This window comes from Desulfovibrio sp., from assembly GCF_019424165.1.
GTDB lineage: Bacteria > Desulfobacterota > Desulfovibrionia > Desulfovibrionales > Desulfovibrionaceae > Desulfovibrio.
This window is the reverse complement of sequence record NZ_JAHZAA010000016.1, coordinates 4,653-26,551: the sequence shown is the minus strand read 5'-3', so window position 1 is coordinate 26,551 and position 21,899 is coordinate 4,653. Positions and strand designations below refer to the sequence as shown.

At 58.8% G+C, this 21,899-nt stretch carries 16 protein-coding genes; 13 read left to right on the top strand and 3 right to left on the bottom strand.

The window, feature by feature from the left end:
* Positions 1-18 precede the first annotated feature (18 nt).
* The gene (locus QZ377_RS07410) at positions 19-1,017 is read right to left on the bottom strand and encodes an alpha/beta fold hydrolase (RefSeq protein WP_291440532.1); all 999 of its coding nucleotides are present in this window, start codon (positions 1,015-1,017) and stop codon (positions 19-21) included.
* A gap of 205 nt (positions 1,018-1,222) precedes the next feature.
* Here QZ377_RS07410 and QZ377_RS07405 point away from each other — a divergent pair, with 205 nt between their 5' ends.
* Positions 1,223-2,431, top strand: a complete 1,209-nt coding sequence (locus tag QZ377_RS07405; RefSeq protein ID WP_291440531.1) for an aminoacetone oxidase family FAD-binding enzyme — start codon at positions 1,223-1,225, stop codon at positions 2,429-2,431.
* A 224-nt stretch (positions 2,432-2,655) separates the two neighbouring features.
* On the opposite strand, the gene QZ377_RS07400 is transcribed toward QZ377_RS07405, so the two are convergent.
* A complete protein-coding gene (locus QZ377_RS07400; RefSeq protein WP_291440530.1) occupies positions 2,656-2,859 on the bottom strand; it encodes a dual CXXC motif small (seleno)protein in 204 nt (67 codons plus the stop codon).
* Positions 2,860-3,096: 237 nt separating this feature from the next.
* Positions 3,097-3,234, bottom strand: coding sequence for a hypothetical protein (locus tag QZ377_RS07395; protein WP_291440529.1), 138 nt, complete (start codon positions 3,232-3,234; stop codon positions 3,097-3,099).
* Positions 3,235-3,378: 144 nt separating this feature from the next.
* Between QZ377_RS07395 and QZ377_RS07390 the strand changes: the two genes are divergently transcribed.
* The 12 genes from QZ377_RS07390 to QZ377_RS07335 all read left to right on the top strand — a co-directional run.
* Complete coding sequence (locus tag QZ377_RS07390) at positions 3,379-4,170, top strand: glycine zipper domain-containing protein (RefSeq protein WP_291440528.1); 792 nt, start codon at positions 3,379-3,381, stop codon at positions 4,168-4,170.
* Between the two features lie 78 nt (positions 4,171-4,248).
* The gene (locus QZ377_RS07385) at positions 4,249-5,439 is read left to right on the top strand and encodes a serine protease (protein WP_291440527.1); all 1,191 of its coding nucleotides are present in this window, start codon (positions 4,249-4,251) and stop codon (positions 5,437-5,439) included.
* Positions 5,436-6,758, top strand: a complete 1,323-nt coding sequence (locus QZ377_RS07380) for an SrfA family protein (protein WP_291440526.1) — start codon at positions 5,436-5,438, stop codon at positions 6,756-6,758. Before QZ377_RS07385 ends, QZ377_RS07380 begins: the two co-directional genes overlap by 4 nt.
* 2 nt (positions 6,759-6,760) lie before the next feature.
* Positions 6,761-9,871 carry a virulence factor SrfB gene (locus QZ377_RS07375; RefSeq protein ID WP_291440525.1) on the top strand — a complete coding sequence of 1,037 codons (3,111 nt, stop codon included), beginning with the start codon at positions 6,761-6,763 and terminating at the stop codon, positions 9,869-9,871.
* Between the two features lie 15 nt (positions 9,872-9,886).
* A complete protein-coding gene (locus QZ377_RS07370; protein ID WP_291440524.1) occupies positions 9,887-12,517 on the top strand; it encodes a putative virulence factor in 2,631 nt (876 codons plus the stop codon).
* Positions 12,518-12,520: 3 nt separating this feature from the next.
* Positions 12,521-13,585, top strand: coding sequence for a sel1 repeat family protein (locus QZ377_RS07365; protein WP_291440523.1), 1,065 nt, complete (start codon positions 12,521-12,523; stop codon positions 13,583-13,585).
* A 110-nt stretch (positions 13,586-13,695) separates the two neighbouring features.
* On the top strand, positions 13,696-15,711 hold the full coding sequence (locus tag QZ377_RS07360) for a vWA domain-containing protein (protein WP_291440522.1): 2,016 nt from the start codon (positions 13,696-13,698) through the stop codon (positions 15,709-15,711).
* Between the two features lie 23 nt (positions 15,712-15,734).
* Positions 15,735-16,571 carry an ATP-binding cassette domain-containing protein gene (locus QZ377_RS07355; RefSeq protein WP_291440521.1) on the top strand — a complete coding sequence of 279 codons (837 nt, stop codon included), beginning with the start codon at positions 15,735-15,737 and terminating at the stop codon, positions 16,569-16,571.
* Complete coding sequence (locus QZ377_RS07350; RefSeq protein WP_291440520.1) at positions 16,568-17,851, top strand: FtsX-like permease family protein; 1,284 nt, start codon at positions 16,568-16,570, stop codon at positions 17,849-17,851. The genes QZ377_RS07355 and QZ377_RS07350 overlap by 4 nt, the downstream gene beginning before the upstream one ends.
* Positions 17,841-19,550 carry an SUMF1/EgtB/PvdO family nonheme iron enzyme gene (locus tag QZ377_RS07345; RefSeq protein ID WP_291440519.1) on the top strand — a complete coding sequence of 570 codons (1,710 nt, stop codon included), beginning with the start codon at positions 17,841-17,843 and terminating at the stop codon, positions 19,548-19,550. The genes QZ377_RS07350 and QZ377_RS07345 overlap by 11 nt, the downstream gene beginning before the upstream one ends.
* A gap of 16 nt (positions 19,551-19,566) precedes the next feature.
* Positions 19,567-20,469, top strand: a complete 903-nt coding sequence (locus QZ377_RS07340; RefSeq protein WP_291440518.1) for an NAD(P)-dependent oxidoreductase — start codon at positions 19,567-19,569, stop codon at positions 20,467-20,469.
* Positions 20,470-20,573: 104 nt separating this feature from the next.
* On the top strand, positions 20,574-21,899 hold a 1,326-nt coding region (locus QZ377_RS07335; RefSeq protein ID WP_291440517.1), incomplete at its 3' end, for an alpha-amylase family glycosyl hydrolase.

Genomic DNA, 21,899 nt, shown 5'->3' with positions numbered 1-21,899 from the left:
GCACACCCCTGTAGCCGTTCAGTCGAACGCTCCCTGTTCCAGCAGCATGCCGACAAAGTCACGGGCGCGCTGCTCACTGTAATAGAGGCCGCCGGGCTGCACAAAGCCCACATGCCCGCCATGGGCTGCCACTTCAAGATATAAGTGTGAACTGGCTTCCGCAGCGTCCCACGGGTAGCACGATGGCGCACAAAAGGGATCGTCCGCCGCAAGCAGCAGATATGTGGGAACAGTGATATGGGGCAGGTCAGGCAGTACTGTATTTTTCTCCCAGTAGTCGCCGGCTGAAGAAAAGCCGAAGGTCGGCGCGGTAAAGCGGTTGTCAAACTCCGAAAAGGTACGAATGTGCTCAATGCCGTCAACCGAGGGGTAGCCGGGGAAACGTCCGGCATTGTACCGCACTTTTTTTCGCAACGTTCTCAAAAAATACCACATGTACAGGCGGCAGGCCGAACCGTCCATAACAGGAGCAGCAGCAGAAAGATCGCACGGCACAGACACTGCAACAGCCCCCTTTATCAGAGGCGATACCTGGCTCCGCCCGAGATAGCGGCATATCTGGTTCCCCCCCATGCTGAACCCTGCCAGCAGCAACGGCCGGTCAAACATTTCTGCAAAGCGCACTACCGTGGACAGGTCTTCTGTCTCCCCCATATGGTACAGGCGGGAGGTGCGGCCAGGCTCGCCCGAGCAGGAACGCATGTTCCAGGCAAGTATATCAAAGCCCAAAGACCGCAGAACAGCACCCATGCCGAGCACATACTTGCGGCGACTGTTGCCCTCAAGCCCGTGAGATATTATGGCTATGCCGCGCCCCTGCCCGAAATTGCCACCGGGCGCATTCACGGCGGGCTGCATGTCCACATCCAGAAAATCCCCGTCAGGCGTTTCAATACGCTGCCGCCGCGTATCCGGCGGAAGCTCGGGTTGCGGGCGAAAAAGCACAGGCCACATGGTGTTGGCATGGGGATTTGTTACATACCAGGGGCAGGCATAGAGTGAATCAAGTATGGGCATAGTTTTCTCAACAGGCATATTTTATTGCTGAACATCATTTGAATATCTTGGCAGACCGTCCGGCCTCGTATACCTTCAGCGCATGCAAAAAAACAGTTTACACCGCTCCCCCTCAAAAAACCTGTCAGGCGCCATACCCACATCCAGCAACTCTGTCCCTGCACCCCTGCGCGTTCCGCACGGCCTTGCCGGAACAAAGAAGCATATGGATGAAAGCCAGGCGGACGTGCTCGTTCTGGGTGCGGGAGCTTCCGGACTTATCTGTGCACGTGAAGCCGCAGGAAAGGGCTTGCGCGTAACCGTACTTGAGCGCGGTGCTGTTCCGGCACGCAAACTTGCCGTCAGCGGCGGCGGAAAAGCCAACTTTACCAACCGCCGTGTGACCCCGCAGGATTACCGCTGTGATGGCCCCGAAGGCAGCGCTTTTTGCGCCCCTGCCCTGCGGGCCTTCGCCCCGGCGGCCATACAGCGCATGGTCCGGCAATGGCATCTGCCCTTTGAAGAAAGAGAGCACGGCCAGCTTTTTCTGACTGTGCCTGCCCAAAAACTGGTCCAGGCTCTTGTGACAGACTGCCGTCAGCGGGGCTGTCGTATCGAATTCAACAGCCCCGTGGAAACTCTAAATTTTTCAGACGGCATTTTTGCAGTGCATACCCCTGCCAGAGAGTGGCGCGCCCCAGCCGTAGTGCTGGCCATGGGCAGCCCTGCCTGGCCCCAGGCAGGAGGAAGCGGGCATGGATACAGGCTTGCCCAGCAGATGGGCCACAGCCTGGTAGCATCGCATCCGGCCCTGACACCCCTGTTGCTGCCTCAGGGACACGTTCTCACCAGCCTTTCTGGCATCAGCCTGCCTGTCCGCATTTCGGTAGAAGCGCATCACTGGCAGGACCACCTGCTTTTCACGCATGGCGGCCTCAGCGGCCCGGCCGCGCTCAAGGCTTCGCTGTTTTGGGAAAGCGGAGTGCAGGTTCGCGTGGATTTTCTTCCTGACCACGACTTCAAAGCCCTGCTGGATGCGCCGGAAGCCGGAAAGCAGACCGCACGGGCGCTGTTGGGGCGTCTTTTGCCCCAACGCCTTGTGGATGCGCTGCTGCCCCAGGAAAATGCCCGAAAAAAAATTGCGGAACTTTCACGCGCAACCCGCAACAGCCTGACAGAGGCTGTGCACGCCCATAACCTTTTGCCTGTGGGAGCCGCGGGCCTCAAAAAGGCTGAAGCCTGTCGCGGCGGCGTGCAGACTGGCGAAGTGGATGCGCAAACCATGCAAAGCCGTCTTTGCCCGGGCCTGTTCATCACTGGCGAACTGCTGGATGTGACGGGCCTTCTGGGCGGCTATAATCTACACTGGGCCTGGGCCAGCGGCATGGCTGCGGGAAAAGCCCTTCCCCTTCACGCGGCACAACGCGGCAGGTAGCACGCTGCCACTTCACCCACTGCATTCCTGATTTTTCGCAAGGTCCGCTTCAGCATTGAACAGCGCGGACACATAGCCGGGCAGCCTGCCCCCGTAAGCCCTTGAGCACGGCTCAGAGCGTTGCGCCTTCGCGAAGGGACCTGCTGGCACAGCCGTCAGAGTAACTTTAGAATGAAATGCCGTTAAAAATATTCTGAACACACCGAAACCGCGCCAGAAATGCCTCAAATGCGGTTGCAGTAAACATTCTCCAAAAAGCTTTCCATGGCGTCATCGGCCTGCCTGATATAGTCCTGCAGGGGAAATTCTGCCCCGCACCCGGGGCAACGCATAAAAACTTCATGACACGTGCGAACGATGTGCAATCTGTCCGGACAGTTGGGGCAGGCGATGGTGGTTTTGGCATCGCGGGAAGCAAAAAAGGCCATGATAACTCACGAGGTAAAATGTTGCTGCAGGGCGTGCCTGCAAACACGCAGACCACACCTGACGCAAAAACAGGCGTGGACATAACGCGGGCTACCGCCGGGTTGTTTAACCATCCCCGACTGCGTGTTGTCAAATCCACCCCGCTCCCGTTCGCACCCCGGCCATGCCGCCCTGCCAATCAACCCTGCCGGCCCCGGTCAGGACAGGGTTTCAAAAGATTATGCAGTTTCAAGGCGCTAAACAGGCATGACGCCAAAGCCGTTACGCGGCGTTACCCGCTCACCGTCATTACGCCATACCTCTTGGCCAAGGCTGCAACAGACCGAGTGGAAGGTGCTCTCCCACCGGGCATCAAAATAAACCACATGGCCCATACGCACGCTTTCGGCACATATTGCGCCTGCGGCTGAACGGCCTGTCCACAGCGTTGCCGCAGCGGGACTTGCCGTATAGTACGACTTTGCAGTATCATTAGAGAAGTGACGACTTTCCTTAAACTTTTATCAGGAGGCCGTGGCATGCAACGGCGCGCATATCTTCCTCTTGTTTGTATCCTTGTGGGCGGCCTGCTTTTTTCGGGTTGCACCAGCCGCTATGGCGAACAAAGAACCAAGGTAAACTACTATCCCCAGTGCTATGAGCCTGTGGCCCAACTGCGAAAAGACGAAAACAGCACCGGCACAAGCACTGCTGCGGGTGCTGCCGGGGGAGCCCTGCTAGGCGCGCTTATTGGCGGCCTGGCGACCGGAAAGGTCGAAGGCGCCCTGGCGGGAGCCGTGGCAGGCGGCGCGGCAGGCGCTGTGGGCGGAAATATTTACGGTAAATCTCAGGAAAAACAGCGTGACGCTGCCTATCTTGCGCAATACAACCGACAGATGGGTGCAGAAGCGGCCAGCATGAACCGGGCAACTGCGGCGGCCAAACTGGCCACCAAGTGCTATGACCAGCAGTTCAAGCTGGTTGTCGACCAGTACCGGGCCGGACAAATCACCCGCCTCGAATTGCAGGACCGGTACAATGAAATCCGCAGTGGGCTTGAAGAAACAGCCTATATTCTTAAAGATACTTCTTCGGCCATGGCCCAGAGAAACAGCGAGTACGAACGCGTTCTGGCTTCGGATTACACGGCAAGCCAGCCCGCCTCGCCTGCGACTTCCACGCCCAAGAAGAAACCTGCCGTCAAGCAGGCCAGCATTGCTCCCCAGGCATCGGAATGGAAATCCTCGCGCAAGGAGCTTGAAAGCACGCGCAGTGATGTAGATGCCCGTATGAACAGCTATGAAGAAACTGTAAACAACCTGCTTGGATAACTTCATGCTTGCGCTGCCTCCCGATTTACTCCAGGGGCAGCGCAAATATTTTCCTGCGGTCTTTGCCGCGGAGTTGCCATGAGTCAAACGCCCAATCCGGTCACACCGGAGCAGTCACCACCACCCGGTGCTCCGGCGACCTCCCCGCTGCCCTGGTTTCGGCGTCCCCTTTTCTGGGGGCTGCTGTTCTTTCTGGCCCTGCTGCTTCTCGCCGCATGGCTTTTCTGGAAACAGTGGCAGGAAGCTGAAAGCCTCAAGGCAGAAGCGACATCGCAACTTGCCGAGCTGCAACGACAAAACCTGGCCCGGCAGGAATTTATTGAAAAGCTGCGCCAGCTTCTCAAGGAAGAACCGTGTGAAGTGTTGCGCCGTCTGCCTCTTCTGACACCCCCGGCCGGGGTGATCTGGCCGCCGCTGCCCGGCTCCACCACAGGAACCGGGGGCGTTGCCGCGCCCCTTACAGCCCCCCCGGACGCCACACCGGCACTGCCGCAGACCACTCGTCCAGTGTCGCCGCCCCAAGGCTTTGCCGCCCTTATGGAGCAGGCCACGGTACTTGTTCTGGCCATGCAGCCCGAAGGACTTTCTATGGGGTCGGGCTTTTTTGTTACTCCGGGGCATGTGGTAACCAACGCGCATGTGGTTGGCCCTGCTGGCAAGGCTGTCATCGTCAGCAAAGCCACAGGCGCGCCCCTTGCTGCCCGCGTTTTGCAGACAACACAAAGCGCCGGGCGTGATTTTGCCGTGCTCGCCGTCGAAAACGGCCCGGGCATCACGCCCCTGCCGCTGACCACTGAAGTCTGGCGTACCGAAAAAGTCAGCGCATGGGGCTTTCCCGGGGCCGTGACCAACGATGACCCCAAATTTCTGGCCCTGCTCAAGGGCAATAACGCGGCAGCGCCCGAGGTGGTTTACACCGAAGGTGTGGTGAGCGTTATACTTGAACGCAACCCGCCCCTCATTGTGCATACGGCTACCGTGTCACAAGGCAACAGCGGCGGACCGCTGGTCAATGATAAAGGTGAAGTTGTCGGCATCAACACGTTCATAAAACTGGATGATGTATCTTACAGGCAGTCCAGCCTGGCTATTGTAAGCGCCAGCCTTGCGGACTTTCTGCGCGCTGCGGGGATTCCCTTCACGCTTGCTGCGCCCGCGGCATCAGGCCAGGGGCAAGCTTCCGGTCAGGAAAAATCCTCCGCGCCGGAACAGGCGGCACAAAAAGGCGCCGCCCAGGCAGCCGGAAATGACCAGGGAGGCAAGCCATGAGCATACGTATAGCTGTGAGCATGCGTGGCCCCATGCGGGCGCTTGCCAGTCAAGGTATACTTGCCACAGATTGCCACGCCCAACTCAAAGCCATCCTGCTGCAAAAGCTGGGGCCGGAACATGCCGCCCTGCTGGCTGAACCCCAGCACGATGCCGAAGGCAGCAGTGTGGACTGGTATGCTGAAGGGCAGGGTCCCGCGATTGCCCTCAAGGATCTGCCGGAAGAAGATGCCAACGCCCTGCGCACCAGGGCGGCCTCTCTGGCCAGTGATATCGCCGCTCTCTCCGGCACACTCACTTCTGATGCGCAGGCGCGCCAGGCGCTTTCGGGCCAGTTACTGCGCCTTGCCCTGCAACACCCATCGGACGATGATATCTGGTCTGTGGGTGGGCAGCCTGTACTTGTCAACTGGGGCTTTGCTCCAGGCAGCGCAGGCGCTTTGCCGCAGGACCTGACCCGGCTGGGCGCTGCTGTTCCTCCCCCGCCGCCAGCGGTGCCTGTACCAGCCCCGGCAGCCGGAACGGGTTGCCTGCCCTGGCTCTTGCCTCTGCTTCTGCTTTTGCTTTTACTCTGGCTTCTCGGTGCGGCATTGGGGCTTTTCCCTTCCCCCCTGCCAGCAGGCTGCCTGCCTGTGGACCGTAAAAATCTTGTGGCCGAAGAGCAGCGCGCTGCGGCACTGAATGACGAACTGGCGCTCTTGTGGAACCAGCTTCAGGAACGGGCGGCACTGTGCAAGCCTGTAAAGCCCGCTCCCGTTCAGGAAAAGAAAGAAGAACCGGTGGAACCGCTGCCGGAACCTGAGATGGTGGAACCTTTCCTGGGCGAGACTCCCCAAGCCCCGCCGGAGCCCAAGCCTGCTCCGCAACCAAAACCGGAAAAACCCAAGGAGCAGCCCAAGCCTGTGGAGCCTCCTAAGCAGCCGGAAAAGCCCAAGAAAAAAAACGATGATCTGACCATCCCCCAGGACGCCGCCAAAAAGAACGACCTGAGTTTTCTTGAGGGCTGCTGGACCAGCGAAACTGGCCTGTATTCACACCCGTCCAACGAACCCATTGTGGCGGAATACTGCTTTGACAAAAAAGGCAAGGGCCGCCGTTTTGTGCGCGAGCGCAACGGGCAGGTCTGCAGCGGATCCGCCAATGCCCGTTTTCAGGGCAACAGGCTGAATTTTGAATCCGATCAGGCCAGATGCCCCCGCGGCGGTACATATGTCCCCCAAAAGGTGGAATGCACCGGCAGTGAAAACACAACCCAGTGCAAAGGCAGAGAACTGGGCGCGGGCAAAAATAAATGGGACGCCCGCTTCAGAAGGAAATAAGCATGAATGTCATACCCCGCTATCTTTCCCCTGTGAGCATCATTCCCGGCGGTTGCCCACAGTTTCTGGATTTCGCACTGCAGGAGGAATCCATCCGCAGAGTGCGCCGCTATTTCAGGGAAGAAAAAAAGAACCAGGGTGATGCGGATGGGCGGTATACCCACTATTTGCGCTGCCTTGCAGAAGCGGAAAACGGCTTCATCGATCAACTGACAGGTCAACCCTGCGATGAAGACTATAGTGTTGAAGCCCGGCGTGCCGTGGACATATGGGAAGGGCATTGGCTGCCCATCCCCTTTCTGCGCACGCTTGATCAGGCATGGCCTGATGGCGGCAAGCGTTTTGAATGCGGCCCCTCCAACTGGGCGCGCGCACGCGTCATGCACTCCGACCGTCATCCGGGCCAGTTACGCATTGTGCTGGCCTTCGATACCAATGTGGAGCAACGCCCGGCCGAAGGTGATGCCTACCACGCCTTGTCACCGCAGGATGTGGCAGCCCACGGGCATTTCATGCTGGCGCATCTGGTTCGTGACAATTCGTGGTTTCTCAATGCGGCATGGGTTGACGAATGGCTGAGCGGCATTTTCGACGGCTGGCGGCAGACACAACACCGGGGGCGGGGTTCGTGGAAAGACGACACCCCCTATGTGCTTGAACATCTGGCCTATTACCTGACATGGCTCGACGTTGTGCGCATGGCCCTCAATGATCTGGCTGCGCAGGTCATCAATCCCGACCGCGATACCCCTGTGGACGTGGATCTTGTGCTGGATATCGGCAATTCGCGCACCACGGGCATTCTGGTTGAAACCCTGCCCCAGCGCGTTACAAATCTTAATGACAGCTATCTTCTGGAGCTACGGGACCTGAGCCAGCCGGAAAACATCTATTCGGACCCCTTTGAAACCCGTGTGGAATTTGTGGATGCGGCCTTTGGCAACGACGCCCTTTCGCGCCGCTCCGGCAGGCAATCGCCCGCTTTTGCCTGGCCTTCAGCAGTGCGCATCGGTCCCGAAGCGGCGCGCCTCGCCACACAGGCTGTGTGCGCCGAAGGCACAACCGGCATGTCCAGCCCCAAACGCTATCTTTGGGATGAGCGCCCGTGGCAGCAAAGCTGGCGCTACAATACCGGTGGCAAGGCCGAACCAATGGTGAGCCGCGGTCTTTTTCCCCGCCAACTCAACCCGCTGGGAACCCCCCTGGCCTGTTTTGACGACCCCATGTTCAAAAAAAGCCCGGCCCTGCAAAAACAGCAGGCGGAACCCATTTTTGAATCCCTGTTCACGCGCTCGTCACTCATGCTGTTCATGCTGGGAGAGATTCTCACGCAGGCCCTTGTGACCATCAACTCTCCGGCTACCCGCGCCCGCCGGGAACTGCCCAACCTGCCCCGCCGTCTGCGCAGGCTCATCTTTACCGTCCCCACGGCCATGCCCGTAGCTGAAAAGCGAATTTTCCGCCGATGGGTCGTCTGGGCCGTGCGGGTTGTGTGGACCGCTCTGGGATGGGAACAGTGGTATGCCCCCAAAACGCTTGCGCGGGGCCAGGGCGGCGACTACCGCCAAAGCCCGCAGGTTCGTTGCGACTGGGACGAAGCCAGTTGCTCGCAGCTTGTCTTGCTGTACAACGAACTGGCCGTAAAACAGCACGGCGACGCGCACCACCTTTTTCGCCTTTTGGGCAGACCGCGCCCATCTTGCCAGGGCAGGCCCTGCATACGCATGGCCTCCATTGACATTGGCGGCGGCACCACAGACCTGTCCATAACAACGTATGAGCTTGCCAGCGGCGAAGGCGATACCGCCCGCATTGTGCCGCACACGGACTTCAGGGACGGCTTCAACATCGCCGGGGACGAAGTTCTGCGCGAGGTTGTAGCCAATCATGTTATTCCGGCCATAGGGCAGGCGCTGGTGCAACAGGGCCTGACAGAGCCACGCGCCCTTCTGGGCCAGCTTTTCGGGCGTGATTCCATCGGCATGTCACAGGAAGACCGCAACACCCGCGTGCGCCTTGTACGGCAAATTGCCGTCCCCGTTGCACTGGGGCTTCTGGCGGCCTGCGAAAACCCGGACATGCGGCATGCCAGCTATACCTGCGCCCTGCGGGATTTCTTTGAACCTGACCTGCTGCATGAGCCAAATGCTGCCCAGCCCGCAGCACAAACCGAAGATAAGAGCGCGGTTTACGAGCCTGCCGCCCTTGCACAGCGTCCGCAGGCCGGCATGTTGCGGGCAGTGGAAGGCATGGTGCGCCGGGGAGCGCCCTTCATTCAGAACTTCAACATTCTGGATGTACCCATTGTGGTCAGCCCGGCTGCCGTAGACGTGACCATACGCGCCACCCTTGGCCCGACCCTGTCTGCTCTGTGCGAAATGGTGCATATGTATGACTGCGACGTGCTGCTGCTCACCGGCCGGCCCAGTTCCTGGAACGGTGTGGTGGCCTCGGTTCTTGCCAAACTGCCCGTGCCGCCGGACAGGATCATCCCCATGCGCAGCTATCACGCCGGGTCCTGGTATCCCTTTGCAGACGCACAGGGCCGCATCACAGACCCCAAAACCACGGTGGTCGTGGGGGCGATCCTCTGCGCACTGGCTGATGGACACCTTGAAGGCTTTTCTTTTGATTCCGGCGCGCTGCGGCTCACCTCCACTGCACGGTATATTGGTGAAATGGACATCAACAGCCAGCTCAAAAAACCCAAGGTCTGGTTTACTGTGGATGTGGACAGCAATGAAGGCACCGAGCAGATACGCCGCGTGGCCTTCAGCGGACCGCTTTCCATCGGTTACCGGCAACTGGATGCGGAGCGCTGGCCCACCACACGCTACCATCTGCTCACTTTTAGCAACGAGGACGCACGCGCCAGAGCTTCCGGCCGCCTGCCCTACGAAGTGGAAGTGCGCCTGACCGTCGAAGACGTGTGGGACGATGCCCCGCGCACCGATGACGAAAAAGACCGCAGCGAAGGCGAATTCAGCATTATCTCCATTGTGGACAGCCAGGGACGTGGCGTAGACAGGCGCGACCTTGAAATACGCCTGCAAACCCTGAAGCTGGACGAAGGCTACTGGCTGGACACCGGCATTGTGACCGACGCCGGTTAAGCGAGGCAACTAGTTATGGTTATGCAGCAGGATATGAACCTTGCGCGGCAGTGCCGCCAACTGGCCGATACCGCCGGGCAGGCCGGAACATGGCTTCAGGAAAATGCCGAACTTGTGGGTGGCGAAAAAAACGCCCTTCTCAGAGATATGCGCCACGCCGTCCGTTTTTTCGGCAAGTGCGGGCAGGCGGCCGAACGCAAAATGTGCGTGGGCGTGTTCGGGCCAAGCCAATCCGGCAAGTCGTACCTTATCTCGGCGCTTGCCAGTGATGCCAATGGAACATTGCTGGCCGACTTTTGTGGTGAAAGCCACGATTTTCTGAAAAAAATCAACCCTGAGGGTGGTAAAGAATCCACAGGGCTTGTCACGCGTTTCACCACAAGCCAGCCCGAAGGGCTTTCGCCGGAATTTCCTATCCGCCTGCGCCTGCTTTCTGAAACGGATGTGGCCCGTGTGCTGGCCAACACCTATTATGCGGACTGCGATCATCAGGATGCTCCCGCAGCCGAAGCGCTGGTCAAGGCTCTGGACGCCATTGAGGCCAACGCCCCCACGAGTCCTGTTGCGGATGGCCTGAGCGTCGATGATGTGGAAGATCTGCGTGACTATGTGAACAAGAATTTCAGTTCGCGTCCGCGTGTGCAGATGCTCCAGAACGGCTACTGGGCCAGGGCAGCCGCTCTGGCTCCACGGCTGGACACTGCGGGCCGCGCCCGCCTCTTCGGCCTCATATGGGATGAGGTGGAAGAATTTCAGTCCGTTTATCTGCAATTATGCGATGCACTGCACAGTCTGGGCAATCCTGCCGAGGTCAACTGCCCGCTTGAGGCCCTTATTCCGCGAGAGAGGAGCATCATTGATGTGGAGCGCCTGCGCGGCCTCAGGCAGAGCACGGATGACGTGCTGCCCATTCTTGCGCCCAACGGCCGCACGGTCAGCCTGCCCAGGGCGGTGGTCACGGCGCTTACGGCCGAAATCACCATCTTCATGCGTGAGAAGCCCGATGATTTTTTTGACCATACCGACCTGCTGGACTTTCCCGGCTACCGCTCGCGTTACAAATTCACCAATCTGCGTGAAGCCCTTGCCAGCAAGGAAGACATGCTCAAGGAGCTTTTTCTGCGCGGCAAGGTGGCATACCTTTTTGAGCGCTACCGTGAAGAAAAAGAACTGACCAGCATGCTCCTGTGCATCGCACCCGGCCCGCAGGAGGTGCACGACCTGCCCCATGCCGTCTACGAGTGGATATGCTCCACTCACGGCGAAAAGCCCTCTAGCCGCGCGGGCAAGGATCCGGCCCTTTTTTTCGTGCTTACCAAGATGGACATGGAGTTTGAAAAAAAGAAAGGCTCGCCCTCAGTGGAAACCCGCTGGACGACCCGGCTGGAATCATCGCTGGTAAAATTCTTCGGCCAGGTGCATGACTGGCCGGAAAACTGGGACGGCGTCCATCCGTTCAACAATGTTTTTCTTCTGCGCAATCCCAATTTCACCTGCGAAGCCATATTTGACTATGCAGGCGGCCGTGAAACCGGAATCCGTCAGGACCAGACCGCCTTTGTGGAAGAAGTGCGCCAGGCTTTTCTGCAGTCGCCTCTGGTGCAGCGCCACGTAGCCGGGGCGGAAAAGGTCTGGCAGGCGGCCATGACCCTCAACGACGGCGGCGTAAGCCTCCTGCGCGACAGCCTGCGCCCCCTGTGCAATCCCGAGCTTAAACGGCAGCAGATCAGCGTAAGCCTTGATGAGAAAAAAGAGCAGCTTCTGGCGCGCCTTGCCCCGTTTTACCGTACAGACGACCGTGAAGAGCTGCGCCGCCAGAAAGAGCAGCTTTCGCGCACCCTTGTCACATTGCTGGCCAAGGTTGCAGAAAAACAGCTCTTTGGTGACTTTTTACGCCGCCTGCAGGTTCGCGACTATGACCTGTATGAATTGTGCCTCAACGCCCGCCAGATGCCTGAACAGGGCCAGTCTCCGGCAAGCGTCCAGGTGGTGGGAACCCGTGTCTCGGCTGACGATATTCTGGGAGACATTTTCGGTGACAGCGCCGAAAGCACGCCTGCTGCAACCACGCCCAACGAGCAGGAGCAGGCCAGGGATATGGCTGGGGTCTTCGCTTCACTTGTTATGGAACACTGGATAGGCCGCCTGCGTGACCTTTCTGCCTCCGGCGAGGCACGCAGCCAGCTTGGCCTTCCGGCGCTGGAGCTTGACCAGTTGTGCCACGAGATCATCCTGGCCGCCGCGCGCTGCCGCCTGCGTGAGAATCTCGAAGAGGAGCTGCGCCGGGGTACGTCATACAGCAATATCGCCCGTGAGCGCCTGATCTGGAAACAGGTAAGCCTGGCCGCAGACGCCATCAACGCCTTTGTTGACTGGCTGGGCTTTGATCCGCGCTTCAAGGATCAGAGCCAGCGCACCATCCTGTTTGGCGGCAGGAGTGTCAGCCTGTTTGACCCGCCGCAGCCCATCACGGGCGAGCCGCATATAAGCGAACAGGAAGCGCCCTATGACCGCCTCTGGTATACTGACTGGCTGCGTGCCCTGGCCTACAGCATCACGGCCAATGTGGACTTTGACGGCCAGCAGACTCTGGATCCGGAACAAAACAACCGCCTGCGCGACATTTTGCAGGTTTTCAAGGGATAATCTATGCGAGCCAGCATTGCAGCGGACCCGGAACGCGGTCCCGGATACGGCATTATTGAAATCGAAGGGGTTGACGCCACACTTTCCCCTTCTTTTACCCTGCAAAGAGCCTCGGACGGCAAATGCCTTTCTTCCGGCGGCTGGCAGGAAAGTGAAACAGCCATAAGCCCGCAGTCGTGTGACACAAGCGACAGCAAACTGCGCCTGCATGTAGGGCCTGAAGTCATAGACGAACTGGACAGCCTTGACGCCTACCGCATCAGCCTGACCGGTCAGGGAGCTTGCGCCATGGCCGTGGGCAGGCTCATGTATTCCAACATCAGCGGCGGCCAGGGCATGGGCGGGTATAGTGCGCCGGAAGCCCCGGCTGCGGTTCCTGATCCTGATCCGGACCCCATGCCGGTTACGCCGCCGGAACTCGCTCCTGAACCGGAGCCGGAACCGGAAGCTCCTCTGGTGGAGCAGCCCTTGCAAATGGCGCACGAAACAGAAATCGGCCATAGTGGCCGGGGAAAAACCGCCATCGCCATGGGTGTGCTGGCGCTGCTGCTTTGCGCCGGACTTACCGTATGGTGGTTTGTGCTGCGTGAGCCGGAAAGCCCCCCGTTGCCGCAGGCTCACGGGCAGTCTGCCTCAAGTGCCGCTTCCGGCGCGCAGAGTGCAGAAAACGGTGCTGCGGCCAAATCTCCTCTGGCATCTGCCCGTGAGCAGTTGCGTGGAGAAGCCCTGCCCGATGTGAGTCTGGCCATGGCCAAACCCATGCGAAAGGCCGATGCAAGCCCCGAAGAGTGCGATGCCGCCTTTCTGCTGCTTGAAGACGCTGCCCAGAAAGGCAATGCCGAAGCAATGCTGCTGGTGGGAGAATATTACGATCCCACGGCTTCCCTGCCCCGGGGCAGTATTCCTGTGGACATGACCCAGGCCAGACGCTGGTATGATGAAGCCCTGCACAAAGGGCAGGACAAGGCACTGCCCCAGGCCGCCCTGGACAGACTCAAGGAATACGCCAAAGCTGAAGAAGCCAAGGGCAACGCCGAAGCGCGCACCTTGCTGCAAAGCTGGAACTGATTTTTGATCCTCAGACGCAGGCGGCCCCTTTACCGGCATATCCGGTTGTGCTCAGGCTGTCGCCGCGCTGATGCTGTCAATATAAAACGGAGTCCGGGAGGATACCCGCCATGCGCCCCATCACCATCATATCTTGCCGTCACTGTATGTTCGGTGCGCTGTCCGGCATTGCGGCCTGCTCTCTTGCCCTGCTTTTTTTCCTGGTTGCCGGAAACATCTTTGCCGTGTCACATGCACAGTCTGCCCCCCTGCTGCTGGAAGGTAAAAAAACACTTTTCCAGCGGGTGGTCAGCCACCCGGGTGCACGCCTTATGGCCGGCCCCGCGGCAGATACCGCAGTGATAAAGGAAAGCGTAACGCCTTTTACCGTTTTTTATGTTTATGCCCGCAGTGAGGGCTGGCTTCAAGTCGGGGCAGGCGCCGCCGCCCCCGAGGGCTGGCTGCAAACGACCAGGGCAACAGACTGGAACCAGTCCCTTACCTTGCTTTTTACGCCGCGTACAGGCCGCGATCCGGTGCTTTTCTTCAAAACAGAAAACGCGCTGAACGACGTTTGCGCCGCTCCGGATATGGACACGCGCCTGGATAAACTCAATGCCGAATCTGCCAGCCTGCTGCAAGGCGGCAAAACGCCGCCGGCCGATTTTCCCGTGCTGGCCAGCGAACCTGCGGACGCAGCCGGAGCGGTCTCAGAAAAGCGTTTTTATCTCATGCCTATTCTGGACATGAAAGACCCCTTTGACGGGGTAAAATTTCTGCGCGTGGCTTCCATCGACCCCGGCAGCATGCCGGGCAGCCAGAACGGCAAAAGCGGTCCGCCCAAAACAGGCATAGCCCTTGTCATAGACACCACAATTTCCATGAAGCCGTATATTGACCAAAGCCTTAACGTAGTGCGCCAGATATACGACAAAATTGAACAGGACAAACTGGAAGATAACGTGGGCTTTGCCGTGGTTGCCTTTCGCAACAGCACAAAAGCCACTCCAGGCCTGGGGTATGTTGCTGAAGTTGTAAGTGATTTCACTACGGCAAAAAACCGTAAAAGCCTTGAAGAAAAACTCTCCACGGTGCAGGAAGCCACAGTCTCCAGCCACGACTTCAACGAAGATTCCCTGGCAGGTGTGTACAAGGCTGTAGAGGCCCTCAACTGGGGTGATTATTCCTCGCGGCTCATCCTGCTCATTACCGATGCCGGTCCTCTCAAAAACACGGACAAATACGCCTCCGTCAGTATGGGGCCCAGTGAGCTCAATGACTTTGCGCGGCAAAAAGGCATCTGGATATCCATCCTGCACATCAAAAGTCCCGGCGGAGCCAAAAACCACGCCTACGCTGAACAGAATTACCGCGCCCTGGGCAAACTCTCGGGCAATCGCTCAAACTATCAGGTGGTTGCCGCGCCCACAGCCGCAGCCGGGGCCAAACAGTTTGCAGAGGTCGCCAAAGTGCTGGCCGCAGGCATGGTGGATATGGTTAAAAACACGGCCCTGGGCAAAGTCATGACCAAACCAAAAGACGAAAAACCCCAAAAGCTCACTGCCGAGGAAGAAGCCGCCCGCCTTGCCGCCACCCTGGGCTATGCCATGCAACTGGAATATCTTGGCAAGGCGCGTGAAAACCAGGCTCCCAGCGTTGTCAGCTCCTGGATTGCCGACATGGACCTCAAACGTCTTGCCAGGAGCGAGCAAAGCCCCAGCGTGGAAGTGGCCGTACTGCTGACCAAAAACCAGCTCAATGACCTGAGCGCCCAGATCAAGGCCGTTATTGACAGCGCAGAACGCACCAAAAAAACCGATTCACGCGATTTCTTTCAGGGCGTGCTCTCTGCCTCCACGCGCATGGCCCGCGACCCCAATATGCCGACGCAGGGGAAAAATCTGGCGCAACTGGGTGTACTGGCGGAATTTCTGGATGGGCTGCCCTACAAGAGCGACATCATGCTGTTGCGCGAAGAAGACTGGTATCGCATGAGCGTGGGCGAGCAGACGGCCTTTATCAACAGGCTCAAGTCACGCCTGGCCCGCTATGAGGAGTACGACCGGGACCGCGCCAACTGGGAAAGCTTCGGCCAGTCCAATCCCGGCGACTGGGTATATCGCGTGCCTTTGAGCATGTTACCCTAGACTGTATCTGACAAGGCCCGCATATGGACAATCAGGTTTTTTCCCTGCGGCAGATACGCAAAAGCCGTCCCGGCGCTGAAGGGTTCAGCCTGCATGTGGAGCGCCTTGATATTCCCCGCAGCGGCCTGCTGGCGCTGGTGGGACCCAGCGGTTGCGGCAAGAGCACGGCTCTGGACCTACTGGCCTGCATACTCCGGCCCGATGTGCCTCCGGGTATAGCCGCCGATAAAGAACAGCGCTTTCTGTTCAGCCCCGAGCCGCACGGCAGCGTTGACGTGCTGCAGGCCTGGCACGCGGGCGGCCCCAACGCCCTCGCCCAGCTTCGCCGGCGCCACCTGGGCTATGTGTTGCAAACCGGTGGGCTGCTGCCCTTTCTTACGGCCGGCGACAATATTCTTCTACGCTGTCGCAGCCTGGGCAGCGTGGAAGAGCGCAAACCACAGGTGCAGGCAATAGTCGAGGGGCTTGGTATTGGGCGTTTGCTTGACCAGTATACGGGAACACTCTCCGTCGGCGAACGCCAGCGGGCGGCCATTGCCGCCGCTCTGGCCCACGGTCCCGGCGTTGTGCTGGCCGATGAGCCTACGGCAGCCCTTGACCCCATGCACGCCCGCAATGCCCTGCGCATTTTTACCGATCTGGCCCGTAAGCTGCAAATTACCGTCATAATGGTAACGCATAATCTCGAAATGGCTTTAGAAGCGGGTTTCACCCCGGTGCGGGTCATCCCTGAAGAAAGCGAAAAAGGCATCGTATCACGCATTGACCACGCGGCAGACTCAGGCGCGCCCCACAGCATGTCTGGCGGCTTAGCCAGAGACATGCCCGGCGATCAGGCACTCGGGGAGGTTCAGGTATGAGCCGCCGCCCCAATGCCCCCGGCCGTTTTCTGGCTCTGACACAGATGTTTAGCCTTTCATGGCAGGATTACGCGCGGGAAAAGCTGCTCTCCGCCTGCGCTGTTCTGGGGCTTGCCGCAGTGCTCACTCCCCTGCTGGTGCTCTATGGCGTCAAGTTCGGCGTTATGCAAACGCTGACGGACAGGCTGCGCAACGAGCCACGCAACCTTGAAATCTCGCCGGTGCTCAGTGGTCGTTTTTCACAGCAATATCTTGATGATCTGGCCGCGCACCGGGACGTGTCCTTTGTGCTCCCCCGCACGCGCTCCATCGCCGCCACCATGGATCTGACAGCGGACGACGGGACCCGGCGTACAAGCCTGCTTGTCTCGCTCGAACCAACGGCCCCGGGGGATCCTTTACTGCGCCACTATGATGCCGCAGTACCGGGCATGCCGCAAAATGCCACTACTGAGCCCATCGGCATATCCCTTTCAACCTCCGCAGCGGAAAAGCTGCATGTGACAACGGGAGACGCGCTTTCCGGCAAGGTGGAGCGCCGCCTGAACGGTCAGGCGCAAAGCGTGCGTGTTCCTCTGCGCGTTGTTTCCGTTCTGCCCCTTGCGGCCCAGCAGAAGGATGTGGCCTTTATTCCCTTTTCCCTGCTTGAAGCCACCGAAGATTACCGTGACGGCCGCGCAGTACCGGAACTGGGAATACAAAACGGCTGGACCGGCGAGGAACGGCCGCAAGAGGCACGCCTCTATCCCGGCTTTCGGCTTTACGCCAAAGACCTGGATGCCGTCATGCGCATGCGTCAGGCCTTTGCGCAACAAGGGCTGGAAGTTTACACCCATGCTGAAGAGATAGAGCAGGTCAACAGCCTGTCCCAGGCCCTCAATCTCATCTTTGCGCTTATTTGTGCGGCTACGGCTGCCGGTTTTCTCGCATCTACCACCAGCAGCACGCTCGCCAGTGTAAAACGCAAGGAACGCACACTGGGCCTGCTGAGCATGGCAGGCTTTACCACCGGCCAGCTTATGCTGCTGCCCCTTGTACAGGCACTGCTTACCGCTCTTCTCGGCACAGGCCTCGCATCAGGCATGTATACACTGGCGGCGCTGGTGATCAATCATCTTTTCAGCGCCAGCCTCAGCGGTATGGAGCAGGTCTGCCGCCTGCTGCCGCAGCATTTTTTTATTACCTTTGCCGCAGTGGCCGGGCTTGCCGTGGCAGCGGCGCTGGGACCGGCACTGCGGGCCGCGCGCATCGAACCTTCGGAGGTCATCCGTGAAATATAAACCCCGGCGCTTTTCGGCACGCCTTGCCTTGGTCCGCCTTGTCCTGCTGGCCTGCCTGCTCGGCGCGAGCATGCCTATGGATCAGGCAGAAGCCGCCTTGGCCCGCAAAGGTGAACTGACCGCCGCAGACGCCTGCGATCCCAAGCCTGCGGCTGACGATATCCTGCTGCCCATGCCCTGTGGCCTCAACATGGCTTTCAAACTGGTGGCCGTGCCAGCCAAAGGGCTTTTGTGGGATATGCCCATGCGCCCTGGTGTGGATGACAGCGCCAACGCAAGCCGTGCTTTTTATGACCGCCGCTATAATACCGCGCTTTCCGGTGCCTTCACTCTTGAAGATCTGCCGCCGGATTGGCGCAGGCTTGCCCCCAAAGGACAGAACTATTTTTATCTTGTGGCAAAATACGAAGTCTCCAACCTGCAATGGCAGGCAGTTATGGATGCGTCCTGCCCCACCGCCCAGCCCCCTGCAGCCAGCGCTGCAAAGCCGGTGACAGACATAAGCTGGTATGATGCCGTGGATTTCACACGCAAATATACCGCATGGCTTTTGCAAAACTCGCCGCAGTCGCTCCCCCGCTTTTCCGGTGACAGCCGCAATGTGGGTTTTGTGCGCCTGCCCACGGAAACGGAATGGGAATACGCCGCCCGCGGCGGGCATATGGCAGGCAGTCAGCAACTCCTGCAAGAAGATTTCTTTGCTCTGCCGCCTGAGGCCAGCAAGGCCGACTACGCCGTTTATCGGCCGGAAGGAGCAGCCAGAGCAGAAGAAACCGCCAACATCGGCTCACGCAAACCCAATCCCCTGGGTATTTATGACACCGCAGGCAATGCTGCTGAAATGGTTTTGGACGCCTTCCGCTTTTCACTGGCCGGAAGGCTGCACGGCTCAGCGGGCGGTTTCGTGCGCAAGGGCGGTTCCTTTCTTTCCGGGGAAGCGGAAATTTTACCCGGCCGACGTGAAGAAACTCCGTTCTTTATGGCAGACGGCCCGGCCCATGCACGCGATATGGGCTTTCGCCCTGTTATTTCTGGCATCAATACTCCGGGAGGGCCACGCCCCCAGGAACTGCTGGCGGAATGGGGCAAAGCCGGGGAATCAATGGAGGCGGCGGGTTACGGCACACAGGCCGCGCGCAATCCTCTTGAAGAACTGGACCGCCTGCTGGCGTCCGCCCCCAATGAGGCAGTGAAAAAAAACCTTCAGGAACTGCGCAATACCATCAAAGAAAACAATATCACGCTTGAGCGGCAAAAGCAGATGGAAGCACTGTCGCTCATACGCACCGGCGTGTACATGACCGAGACCATCCGCAACTACTCCATTCGTAGAAAGTCCCTGCAATCACAATTGGATGGAATGCAACGGGACAGCAAAACAGCCAAGGGTGCCGAACTTGAAAAACTGCGCCAGATAATGGATACTGCCCGTAGAGGGCTTGCCATGCTGGACACCAGTCTTGACAAATCCCTGACCTTTTATCGCAGCAAGGTGGAAGACGGCGCGCAAATGACGCCGGAAACACTGTCAGCAGCCTATGATTCTCTGAACAAGGATTTCAGCGGCAGTGACCCCTTTAACGAAAACATGCGGCGCAACCTTGAACAGTACCGCAAGCATGTTGATTTGTTTCGCAAGAACAAAGCGTTGTCGCGAGAGGTCATGCAAAAGGAAATTTTAGAACGTCGCTTCCAGTAGCCAAAGGAGTGCTAACATGGCTGAGAAACTGCGCATAGGTTGGATTGGAACCGGGGTTATGGGTTTGTCCATGGCCGGTCACCTGCAGGACGCAGGGCATAGCCTGACCGTGTACAACCGCACCCGCGCCAAGGCCGACCCGCTGCTTGCCAAGGGCGCTCAATGGGCCGAAACTCCGCGTCAGGCGGCGGCCAATGCCGATGTGGTTTTTACCATTGTCGGCTATCCGCAGGATGTGGAAAGCGTTATCCTGGGTGAAGAAGGCGTATTGCAGGGCCTGCCCGCGGGCGGCATTGTCTGCGACATGAGCACTTCAAGCCCTTCACTGGCCGAACGCATCGCCGATGTGGCCCTGCTGCAGGGCTGCCTGTCACTTGACGCCCCCGTCACTGGCGGCGATGTGGGCGCCCGTAACGCGACCCTTTCCATCTTTGTGGGCGGCGAGAAGGAAGGCTATGAAAAGCTTGAAAGCTGCTTCAAAAATATGGGTAAAAACATCCTGCACTGCGGCGGCCCCGGCTTTGGTCAAAAAGCCAAGCTGGCCAATCAGGTTGCCATTGCCGGTGTAATGTTCAGCGTGTGCGAATCCTGCCTTTTTGCGCAGGAGGCCGGCCTGGATGTGCCCCAATGGCTGGAACTGGTGGTTATGGGCGCGGCGGGCAGCAAAGCTATGGATACTTTGGGGCGGCGCATTCTCAAAAACGACTTTGCCCCGGGCTTTTTCATCAACCACTTCATCAAAGACCTTGGCCTCTGCCTTGAAGAATGTCGCCGCATGCAGATCGTACTGCCCGGCATAGGCCTGGCCGAAGAGCTGTACCGCAGCATGCAGGCCAGAGGACAGGGCAACCTGGGTACCCAGGCACTTATTGACTGCCTCGCCTCTCTTTCAGGCAAACAGTGGCAGCAGCACAGCTAATAACGCGTTCTCCCGCCCGGCGGCTCTCTCCGCCGGGCGGTTTCGTTTCTTCGTGACGTGCCTGCGCCCTCTGCTTCTTGGGCAACCAGCCAATGGAGGCCGCCATGACACCTACAGCGCCTCAGAGTCCCTTGCAGGATGCGGCATTACAGCCTTACAGCTTTTTTCTGCAACAAAGGGGCAAAATATTTTCGGCGGAACTGGACCGCATTACAAAGCAATACGGCTCATTGCACGCCTACGCCAATCTGCACCACAGCCTTGGTGTACACAAAGTCAAAGATGCCGAAGGCCGCAGCTTCTGGCAGCTACGCGAGTATATGCCCCATGCGGCGGCCTTGTGGCTGACCACCGATGCGCTCAATTTTCAGCGCCACGCCCATTTTCAGTTTACCCCCCAGTCAGAAGGTTTTTTTGAACTGTTTGTGCCGGAAGAAGCACTGCGTCACGGCAGCTATATGGAGTTGCGCGTTCAACCCCGCAATGCTTCCGCTGGGGATCGCGCCTTGCGCCGGGTTCCGGCTTTTGCCAATTGGGTGGAACAGGATACGATCATGCCCGGCCAATGGTGCGCCCGACTCTGGCTGCCGGAAAAGACCTTTCGCTTTACTCACCATCGTCCTGGCAGGCAGCCTTTTCCCCGTATTTACGAAGCACATGTGGGCATGGCCCAACCCTCTCTGCAACACAGTACGAACAGCGTGGGCAGTTATGCGGCTTTTACCGCGCACATCTTGCCGCGCATACGTGAATGCGGCTATCCCGCTGTACAGCTTATGGGCATCCTGGAGCATCCGCTCTACCGCTCTTTTGGATATCAGGTCAGCAGCTATTTTGCCCCATCCTCCCGCTATGGAACTCCCGACGAATTCAAGGCCCTGGTGGACACGGCACATAGCCTCGGTCTTGCCGTTATCCTTGATATTCCGCATGCCCATGCCTGCCCCAATACCGAGCAGGGGCTCGCCCGCTATGACGGAAGCGACTATTTTTTCAGCGGCACACTGAATCAATGGGGTACCCCGTCGTTTGACTTCAGTCAGGAAATGACGCGCCGCTTTCTGCTCTCCAACTGTCGCTACTGGCTTGAAGAATATCGCATAGACGGCTTTCGCTGCGATGCGGTGGGCAACATCCTGTACCTTGATCACGGCATGGATGACGATTTTTCTCACGTAAGCCGCTGCTTTTACGACAAGGACGGCAAGCCGCGCGGCAATATATACGGCGAACTGCATCTGGCTTTGTCCAACACCCTGACGCATCAGGTATGCCCGTCTGCCATAACCATTGCCGAAGAATTTTCCGGCATGCCCGGTCTCACCTGCTCCCCGGAACAGGGCGGGCTTGGTTTTGACTACCGCTTTGCCATGGGCATACCCGACTACTGCGCAACACGCGTTATCCCCCCTCGCGATACCCGCCCTACC